The organism is Streptomyces sp. NPDC058375 (assembly GCF_042723425.1).
Classification (GTDB): Bacteria; Actinomycetota; Actinomycetes; order Streptomycetales; family Streptomycetaceae; genus Streptomyces; species Streptomyces durocortorensis.
In genome coordinates this window covers 1-9,360 of the sequence record NZ_JBHXJG010000277.1, presented here as the reverse complement: position 1 = coordinate 9,360, position 9,360 = coordinate 1, and the positions used below count along the sequence as shown (strand labels likewise).

The 9,360-nt window shown below is 72.7% G+C and carries 6 protein-coding genes and 1 pseudogene; 2 read left to right on the top strand and 5 right to left on the bottom strand.

The genetic code is table 11. From position 1 onward, the window contains the following. From ACFWM7_RS30385 to ACFWM7_RS30365, 5 genes and pseudogenes are all read right to left on the bottom strand, one after another. Positions 1-261: pseudogene (locus tag ACFWM7_RS30385) on the bottom strand (condensation protein); the annotation flags it as partial. After that, on the bottom strand, positions 261-4,679 hold the full coding sequence (locus ACFWM7_RS30380) for an alpha-(1->3)-arabinofuranosyltransferase family protein (RefSeq protein WP_383266636.1): 4,419 nt from the start codon (positions 4,677-4,679) through the stop codon (positions 261-263). The pseudogene ACFWM7_RS30385 and the gene ACFWM7_RS30380, both read right to left, overlap by 1 nt. Beyond that, the gene (locus tag ACFWM7_RS30375) at positions 4,676-5,395 is read right to left on the bottom strand and encodes a class I SAM-dependent methyltransferase (protein ID WP_383266634.1); all 720 of its coding nucleotides are present in this window, start codon (positions 5,393-5,395) and stop codon (positions 4,676-4,678) included. Before ACFWM7_RS30375 ends, ACFWM7_RS30380 begins: the two co-directional genes overlap by 4 nt. Beyond that, on the bottom strand, positions 5,392-6,561 hold the full coding sequence (locus ACFWM7_RS30370; protein WP_383266631.1) for a glycosyltransferase family 4 protein: 1,170 nt from the start codon (positions 6,559-6,561) through the stop codon (positions 5,392-5,394). Before ACFWM7_RS30370 ends, ACFWM7_RS30375 begins: the two co-directional genes overlap by 4 nt. Before the next feature lie 244 nt (positions 6,562-6,805). Then, positions 6,806-7,789: a DUF3068 domain-containing protein gene (locus ACFWM7_RS30365; protein WP_383266628.1), complete on the bottom strand. Its 984-nt coding sequence runs from the start codon at positions 7,787-7,789 to the stop codon at positions 6,806-6,808. Positions 7,790-7,974: 185 nt separating this feature from the next. Between ACFWM7_RS30365 and ACFWM7_RS30360 the strand changes: the two genes are divergently transcribed. Both ACFWM7_RS30360 and ACFWM7_RS30355 read left to right on the top strand, forming a co-directional pair. Further along, positions 7,975-8,127: a hypothetical protein gene (locus tag ACFWM7_RS30360; RefSeq protein WP_383266626.1), complete on the top strand. Its 153-nt coding sequence runs from the start codon at positions 7,975-7,977 to the stop codon at positions 8,125-8,127. Further along, a complete protein-coding gene (locus ACFWM7_RS30355) occupies positions 8,124-9,329 on the top strand; it encodes a helix-turn-helix domain-containing protein (protein ID WP_383266623.1) in 1,206 nt (401 codons plus the stop codon). The genes ACFWM7_RS30360 and ACFWM7_RS30355 overlap by 4 nt, the downstream gene beginning before the upstream one ends. Positions 9,330-9,360: the final 31 nt, after the last annotated feature.

The window sequence follows — 9,360 nt, the reverse complement described above, 5'->3', positions numbered from 1 at the left end:
CTCGTAGCGCCGGGCGAACGGGGACCGGGCGCGCTCCCGCATCAGCGCCCGGGGGTGCCGGGCCAGCGCCTCGGCGAACGCGGAGCGCAGCCGCCCCTCGTCCACCCGGCCCGGCAGATGGATCTCGATGTGCACCGTGTTCGGCTCGGCGTCCTGCGCGCAGTGCCGGGCCACCTCGTCGACGACCGGGAACGGCACCCGGGCCGGCGACCCGGGCCGGGGCGCGCCGCCCCGGGCCCGGGGGTGTTGCGTGGTCGCCATCAGGTCTTCCCTCCGGGGCCGGCCGGCGGCTGCTGACCGCCGAGCCGCTGGGTCGGGCCGTCGCCGTCACCGCCGTCGCGCCCTTCCCTTTCGCCAGCGGCCGAGGCGGGCGCGTACCCGACTCCGGGTGCGGGAGGCGGAGTTCCCTGCGGGCGCTTCGGGTCGGTGGAGACCGTCCGGCCCGAGGGGGCGGCGGCCTGCGCCGGGACCGTGGGCGCCTCGCCACCGGCGGAGGCCGGTGCCGCCGTACCCCGGCCCCCGGCGGCCCGCCTGCCGAGCGGCTCGCGCCCGACCGTGACCAGCGCCGCGAACAGCCCGATCAGGGCGAGGAGTTGAGCCGTCGCGCCGAACGCGCCCTCATCCGTCGCCGTGCTCTCCCCGGTGCCCACCGCGGCGACGACCCCCGCGGCGGCCATCGCCGCGAACGCCACCGGCGCGAGTAGCCGCGGCCGGAAGTGCGCCAGGACGGCGAGCAGCGGAACGGCCACGGCGGCCGGGCCCGCGATCACCACGCCCACCAGCGTGAGGGCGACCGTGCCCAGGATCAGGCCCGGCCCGGGCGGCGCCGGCTGCTCCTCGGCCGCTGTCTCGGCCTCGTTACGGCCGGTGCCCTTGCGGCCCACCAGAGCGAGCACCACGAGCGCCAAAAACAGCACGCCCGCGCCGATCAGACCCCACCGGTAGACCGTGGCCGGCTCGTACTCCAGGGTGACCGTGCCGCCCTCGCCCTCGGGCACCAGCCAGGCCTGCTGCCATCCGTCGATCCGCAGCGGCGTCAGCTCCTTGCCGTCCAGGGTGGCCTTCCAGCCCTTGTTGTGGTTCTCGTGGATCTGGAGGTAGGAGGCCTCACCGGCCCCGACCTCGACGGTTCGCCGGTCGCCCTCGCCCTGCTCGACGTCCACCGAGCGCGGCGTCGCCGCCGCGGCCTCGGTGGCACCGTTGTTCAGCGTGACGTCGGTGATGGCCAGCGGACCCTCGTCCCCCGCCTGCACGGTGGTCGACGAAGCGGCCAGCTCGACCTTGCTGTCGTCGGTGCACAGCGAGACCTCGATGGGCCTGCGCTGGGTCAGATCCCGCACCCGCCCCTCGGCCTTGGTCTCCAGGTACGTGCCGCCGACGGAGAGGACCGGGCCCTTGCCGCACGGCAGGCTGAACTTCTGGTCCGGCTTCGGCTGCGGAGAGCGGAACTCCTCCAGCGCCGGGATGTAGACCTCGCTCAGCCCGACCGGCAGCTGCAACTGGCTGTCGGCCACCGGGTTGTGCACGGTCAGCGGCGCCGTCTTGGAGATGGTGATGTCCATCCGGTCGGTATTGATGGGCGAGAAGCGGGCCATGCCGTTCTCGTCCACCGAGGCCACCGCCGTACCGTCCGGCGAACTGATCTGGACCTGCTCGGCGCGGGCCGACAGACCGCCGGCCGCGGCGAACACAATCTCGCCGACCGGCCGCTTCTCCGGCCACTTCAGCCGCAGTACGGGACGCTCGCCCGCGATCCACGCCGTGGTCAGGTCACCGTCGGTGAGGTTGCGGGGGCTGAGGTTGGTGCCCAGGCGCGCCGTGGAGTCGGCGGCCACCTCGATCTTGTCCCGCTCGCCCGTCAGCTCGAACAGCAGCTTGTCGAGCGCCTCGCCGGGCACCGGCAGCGCGGTCGCCGAGACGGTGTAGTCGCCCGCCTCCGGCGCGGTGAACTGCCGGCCCAGGCCGACCTCGGCGGCCACGGACGACAGACCGCCCGGGTCGCTGCCCCGCCGCAGCGAGAACATCGTCGAGTCGGCGCCCTCGCGCGGCGCGTCGTTGGGCAGCTCCAGCATCCGGGTCACCTGCACGCCCGGGATGGCGATGTCGGTGAATCCGGCCCCGGTCAGCCCCGGGCGCCCCTGCTGGGACTCCAGGATCGTCACCTTCAGCCAGGCGGCCTGCCCGGCGGGCGCGGCCACCTGCTGCGCCGAACCGTCGGTCCGCAGCGGGCTGTCCTCGTAGCCCTTGTCGGTCTGCACCCGGATCACGGTGGGCGCGGCCCGCACGTTGCCGCTGGGCAGCGGTGTCACCTGGATGGAGCTGGGCAGGTTCGTCGGGGTGGAGAAGTCGACCCGCACCCACTCGTCCTTGGGCGAGCCGGGAGAACCCTCCGCCCAGCCGGTCGCCGGGTTGCCGTCGAACGCGTTGACCGGGTCGTACTGCTGTAGATGGAACAGCCAGTTGCCCACCGAGGACGCGCTGACCGACTTCGCCCCGCGGATCACCGCCGTCGTCTGGTGCTTCGACCCGGACGTCGGCAGGATCTGCCGCGGCTCACGCCCCGGGTCCTGCGCGGACTCCTCAGCGTTGCGCTCGTCGGCGGTGTACGTGTACGAGGTGTTGGAGTTGACCAGGCCGAACCGGGTGTCGGCGCGCCGCAGCCCGTCGCCCGCCGCGTACAGCGACGGCCGTCCCAGACCAGGGTGCGCGTCACCGGCCAGTACGGTCGGCCGGCCCGCGATGGCGCCGTTCGCCGACAGCGGCAGCAGCGCCTCCGGGCCACCGCTCACCACGGCCGTCGAGGCGACCGGGGTGGCCTCCGCCCGCCCGGGGCGCTCGGTCCCCTTGGGCGGTTCGTAGATCTCCACGGCCCGCTGGCGCGGATACAGGCCCTCGACCTGCACGGGGGTGTCCGCCGCGATCCGGCCGGCGGTCATCACCGGCCCGTACCCCTTGACGCGGCTGTAGCCGGACGCCTCCAGGGTGCGCTTCACCGTGGTGGACGGGACGTAGCCCAGCTGGTCCGGGTCCAGGTCGTTGCGGACCACCACATAGTGCAACCCGGCCCGGTTCAGGTACTCGCTGAGCCCGGGGACCTCGCCACCGGAGGTCAGGGCCTGCTCGACGGCGTCCATCGCCCGCCGGTTGCCGGGTGTGCCGAAGGGGACGTAATCACGCTGTGCGTACGGCGATTCGGCCAGCACGTCCAGCGGCTGGTCGATGGGGGAGCCCCAGGTGTAGATGCCGTGCGCGGTCGCCGGGACGACCAGTGCGCGGTCGTCCGGCGAGTTGTTCTTCAGCCAACTCCCGGTGCTTTCCCAGTAGTCGGGGACCTTCTGGAACGAACCCGTCTGGAGGATCGAGCCGTTGAGATACGGCCAGGCCAGACCGGGCAGCACGATCGCGGCGGCGACGACCGGCGCGAGCCGGCGCATCCGGGCCGGGTTCGGGCCCCGCCGGGCGGCGGCCACCGTGGCGACGCCGACGATGTGCGCCAGCCCCAGGGCCAGCGCCAGCGCCAGACCCGTCTGGAACTTGTAGATGTTCCGGAACGGCACCAGCCAGGTGTCCAGCCAGTCCTGCACCGTGCCGTGGAACAGGCCGCCCAGCGCGCCGCCGTACCCGGCGAGCGTGACGAGCGCGACGGACAGGACGGTCAGCACCAGCCAGCGGCGCTCGGGCAGATCACGCCGCGCCAGACCCGCGAGCCCCAGGGCGGCGGCGAGAGCCGAGCCCAGGATCGTGACGGTCGCGGTCGCGACGGTCCAGCCGGCCGGCAGCCAGGCCTCACCGAAGTTCAGATAGCCCACCCAGTTGCCCGCGCCGCGCAGCACCTCGGTCGCCGACATGGTGGTCGTGGTGGTGTACGAGGACTCCACGTACGGCATGAAGTTCTCGCCGAACGTCCCCAGCAGCAGCAGCGGAACGATCCACCAGGCGGTCGCCATGATCACGCCCGGTATCCACCACAGCAGCAGCCCGCGCTTGCGCGGCCCGCCGGGACGGGACAGCAGATACAGCCCGACCGGCAGCAGCGAGGCCAGCGTGGAGGCGGCGTTGACGCCGCCCATCAGCGGAATCAGCAGCGCGGAGCGGACCGCCGCGATCCTCGGGGTGAGGCGCGGGTTCGTCAGCGGCAGCAGCACCCACGGCAGCAGGGCGCCCGGCAGCGCGGCGGCGGACGTCGAGCCCACCACGATGGTGTACGTCGGCCACAGCGCGTAGACGACCGCGCCGAGCAGCCGGGTGGCCGGAGAGCCCACCCGCAGCCGCTCCGCCAGCCGCAGCGCACCCCAGAAGGCGGTCGCCACGATGATCGACAGCCACAGCCGCTCGGCCAGCCAGGTGGGCACCCGCAGCAGTTCGGCGGTGCCGTAGTACGGCAGCATCGGCACGAGATAGCCGATGTACTGGTCGGCGATCCCGCCGAACCCGGACCGGCTGTGCCACAGCTCGCCCAGGTCACCGAGGAACCGGCCGGGAGCCGTGACGACACCCAGCTTGGTGTCGAAGGTCATCCGCCCCGGCGACACCGCCAGGAACGCCACGAAGGCGGCGGCCCAGAACCCCAGGAGCCAGCGCCGGGAGCGCGCCTGCGGCGGGCCCTCGGCGGGGACGGTGGGCTCGGGGCCCGGGCCGTCCGGGGCCGCGGGCCGGGGTGGGTGGACAGCGCTGGTCATGAACACCGCCGGAGAATGAGGAGGAGGTTCCAGGTGGCGAACTCCCGCAGTACGGGGATCCGCGGCACGAGCTGGGGAAGGACGGGCCAGTAACGGGAGCGTGCGGAGAGAACGGTCACGTCACTGCGGCTTCGGACATGGCGCAGCGTCTCGCCGACGCCGATCCGGAAGAGGTTGTCGCCGAGGCGGTGCTTGGCCGGGCGGCCGGTGCGGCGCTCAAAGCGGCTCCGGGCGCGCTCGGCGCCCAGATAGTGCCAGGGGGCCCACTCGTGGCCGCCCCAGGGCGAGTACCAGTTGGTGAAGGAGACGTAGATCAGGCCGCCCGGGCGGGTCACCCGGGCCATCTCGCTGAGAAAGGTGTGCGGATCGGCGACGTGCTCCAGCACGTTGGACGAGAAGCAGACGTCCGCCGCACCGTCGGCCAGCGGCAGCAGATAGCCGTCGGCGACGACCGTGTCCGCGCGCTCGCCGGGGCTGAGCTCGGCCGTGTCCGGTTCGAAGAGGTAGCCGTGCGCGCCGCGCCGGCGGAACTCCCGGGTGAAGTACCCGTCGCCGCCGCCGATGTCCACGACGACCTTGCCCCGGACCGGACCGTACCGCTCCACCTGGTCCGCGGCGTCGCGGGCCAGCAGGGTGTACGCCGTCGCCGGGTCGCCCTGCTCCCGCATGAAGGCGCGGAACAGGGCGACCGAGCGCCGGAAGGAAGGGTCTCTCACGCGCTCGCACCGATCGCCGGGGCGTTCACACCGCTGGTCGCCTCGGCGGCGACCGCCATGAACTGCCGGACACTGCTGGTCCACCGGAACGCGGCGGCGCGCTCCCGGGCGGCCTTGCCCATCGCCTCGCGCCGCTGGTCGTCCAGGGCGAGCGAGCACCAGGCCGCGGCGAAGGAGGACGCGCCCTGGGCGAGGATGCCCGTGACGCCGTCCTCGACGGAGTCGCGCAGGCCCGGCACGTCGAAGCCGAGGGTCGGGGTGGAGCGTGCGCCGGCCTCCGTGACGACCAGCCCCCACCCCTCCACGGCCGCCGGATGCAGCAGCATCCACGACGCGCAGAGCAGCCGGTGCTTCTCCGCCTCGGTGACATGGCCGGCGAACTCGACGCCGGGACCGGCGAGCCGCTCCAGGCGGGCCCGCTCGGGGCCGTCGCCGACGATGACGAGCCGGCCGCCGGTGACCGGCCGGACCCGCTCCCACAGCTGGAGCAGCAGGTCGATGCGCTTGTAGTCGACGAGCCGGCCCAGCGCCGTGAACAGCGGGGTCTCGGACCGGTCGCCCTGCGGGCTCGGCTCCTCGACGCCGTTGTGCACCACCCTGATCCGGTGGTCGGGCACGCCCAGGTCACGCAGCGCGCCCGCCGTGGACGGGGACACCGCGATCATCAGGTGGTCGCGGTAGGCCCGGGACAGGGCCCAGTGCTCCAGCCTCCGCCCGGCCCGCGCCACCGGCATCGGGAACCGCATGTCCCACAGGTCGGTGTGCACATGGTTGACGAGGCACACGGTGGGCCCGCGATGCCACAGCGGGGCGAGATACGGCATGCCGTTGCAGACCTCGACCAGCAGGTCGCAGTCGCCGACCTGCCGGGCGAAGGCGGACCGGGCGCCGAGGTAGTGACCCAGGTTGCCGCCCGCCGAGACGACCCGGTAGGGCCTGCGGGCGGCCTGGCCGCCGCACAGAAGGGTGACGTCGTGGCCCTGCTCGGTCAGGCCCGAGGCGAGCCGGTCGATCAGCAGCTCGGAGCCGCCGGCGGCCGGGTTGCCCAGGTCGCGGTGGGCGAGGAAGACGATGCGTCGCGGGGCCGCGTGGACCCTGGAGGACGCCGGGCCCTGACCCTGGCGCGTGACTGCATCGAGCAGTGGGGGAGGAACGTGCTGGGGCATTGGGCGCTCCAACTCGGCTCGGGGTGCGGGGACTCGGGATGAGCGGAAAGAGGGGGGAGGGTATCCGCGGACGGTGGAGGAGGGAGTGAGCAGGAAGGACGGAGGGGCGGAACGGGGCGGGGCGGGGATCGCGCGTGATGTGACGGGTAAAGGGAGACCGGGGGGCCGTGCTCTGGTGGGGATAGACAGTTTTCGGCACGGGTTACCGCCCGGCTACTCACCGGCGCAACAACTTGCGGGTAACTCAGGTGTGCGTACTCGTCATCATGTGAGTGTTTTCGGTCTCCGGCGTCTCTCGGCGCCCCCGGACCACGAGGACGACCCCCACGACGGTGAGCACGAGCCCCAGCCCGGCCGCTCCGGCCGGTGCCTTCTCGCCGAGCATCGCCAGCCGGTCGCTGTCCGCCGACGCCAGCTCGACCTGCTTCTTCTGGGTCGCCTCGGTGAACTCCACCCGCTTGCTCTCCAGCAGCACCACGGCGTCCTTCTTCGAGCCCGGCGCGCGCAGCGTCTTCTTCGGGCCGATCGCCGCGTTGATGATGCGGCCGGTGCGCTTGTCCACGACCAGCTCGATGCCGCTGTTGGAGTACCACTCCTCGGCCAGCACCTGGGGCGTCTTCTTCCGGTCCACGAGGACTCCGGGCACCTGACGCACCCCGGTCCTGGTGGGCTCGACCTCGCCCTTGAAGAGGTAGCCGGCGTACCCCTGGATCTTCTTCTCGCCCTCGAAGGAGAGCCGCACCACACCGCCGAGCGTGCTGTCCCACCAGCGGTAGGCGCGCTTCTCGACGTCGAAGGGGAACTTCAGGTACGCCTCCCCGTCGAAGGTCGGGGACTCCTCGCAGCAGTGCACGGGCTCGTTGGTGGTGCGGTCCGTCACCCAGCGCTCCAGCGTCCACTGGAGGGCGTCACGGGGATCGGATGCGGGCAGCGTTCCGTCGTGGTCGACGGACGTGGACACGTCCCAGACGGCGTTGCCGCTCTTCTCGCTGTCGGCCACGTCCCCGCGCACCTGCCGGGTGATCGTGATCGTCTCGTCGTCGACCGTCTCCACCTCACCGGTGTCGAAATAGCTTCCGGTCCCGGTGAACACGGTGGTCGTGTCGGTGTCTATGGGGGTGCGCTTGGCATGCGGCTGGACATACCAGACGAGCAGTGGTGCGAGGACGAGCAGAAAGACCCCCGCCCCCAGCAGAACGAGCGAGAGGGGTGAAGCATTGCGGCGCATCCGGGCACTCCTGGGTCGAAATCTCTTCGCGGAGGTGCACGGGCCCCGGGCCGGTCAGCCCTTGATTGGCGTGAACAGTAGGCAAGGCCTTGACGAGATGTCAATGACCTGTCGACACTGTGTGCCAGCCGGAGGGGCCCGGCTCACGGGGTGGGGATCGCCTCCAGCAAGGAGCTGACCCGACTATGCGCAGAATCATCGCCGCTGTCGCCACCGCAACCGTGGCCGCGGCGCTCGCCGTAGGTGCGGCGTTCGGTGTCGTGGCACTGCTCGACGCCACCCCCGACCAGCCCAATACGCCACTGATCAGCTACGACACCGCACCGGCGGCTCCATGACGCGCACGGCCTGGCAGGAGGTGCCCCGGTCCCAACTGGACCGGTTCGCCACCATCGCCCTGTCCGAGGCCCCGGAGCTCGCCCAGACCATCCTGCAGGCGATCCGCCGGGACTACCCCTACCTCCACCTGGTCGAGGACGAGTCCGGGGAGCCGCTGGCCCTGGTCGGCATCCGCCGTGCCATCGAGGGGTTCGTCGACAACCTCACCTCCGGCGCGCACCCCCGGGTGCCGCCGGAGATGTTCCAGGAGTTCGGCCGGGGCGAGGGCCTGGAGGGCCGCAGCCTCGACTCGCTCCAGGCCATCTACCGCTTCGGCGTCCGGCTCACCTGGCGCAGGCTCGCCGAGATCGGCCAGCAGATCGACATCCCGGCGCCCGCCATGTACGAGCTGGCCGAATCGGGATTCGAGTATCTGGACGGACTCGTGGAACAGTCGGTACGGGGCTACGCCGAGGCGGCGGCCCGGCGCGCCAGCGAACGCCTCCGCCTCCAGCGCCAGCTGATCGAGATGCTCCTCATGGAGCACCGTGTCGAATCGACCCGGGCCCTGGCCGAGCGGGCAGCCCGCATCGGCTGGGAGCTGCCCGAGACGATCGCGGTGGGCGTCCTCATCCGTCCCGCCCGGGAGGCGGTGGCCCCGGCGGTCGGCCAGGGCATCCTGTTGGAGATGGAGAGCGAGCAGCCGCGCATCGTCATCCCGGATCCCGACACGGCGGGCCGCGCGGAGACCCTGCGCCGGGCGACGGCGGGCTGGTCCGGGGCGATCGGTCCGGCCGTGCCGCTGGCGGCCGCGGCGACCTCGCTGCGCTGGGCGGAGGCCGCGGTCCAGCTGATCAAGAAGGACCTGCTGCCGCAGGGCGAGGTGCTGCACTGCACCGAGCGGACGGAGGAGCTGGTCCTGCTCCCGGCCCAGGAGCTGATCGACGCCTCGGCCCGCCGCTGCCTCGCCCCGCTGGACGGCCTCAGCCCGACCCAGTCGCGGCGGCTGGCCGAGACCCTGCTCGCCTGGATCGAGACCCCCGGCGGCGCCCCCGAGGTGGCCGCCCGCCTCGGCGTCCACCCGCAGACGGCCCGCTACCGGCTGCGCCAGATCCGCGAGCTGTGGGGCGACGCCATCGACGAACCCGACCAGCGTTTCGAGATGCTGCTGGTGCTCCGCGCCCCGCGGCTGAGGGGCCGCCCGGCCCCGGCCCGGGACTGAGACCGGACCGCGGCGGCCCGCACATCCCCTG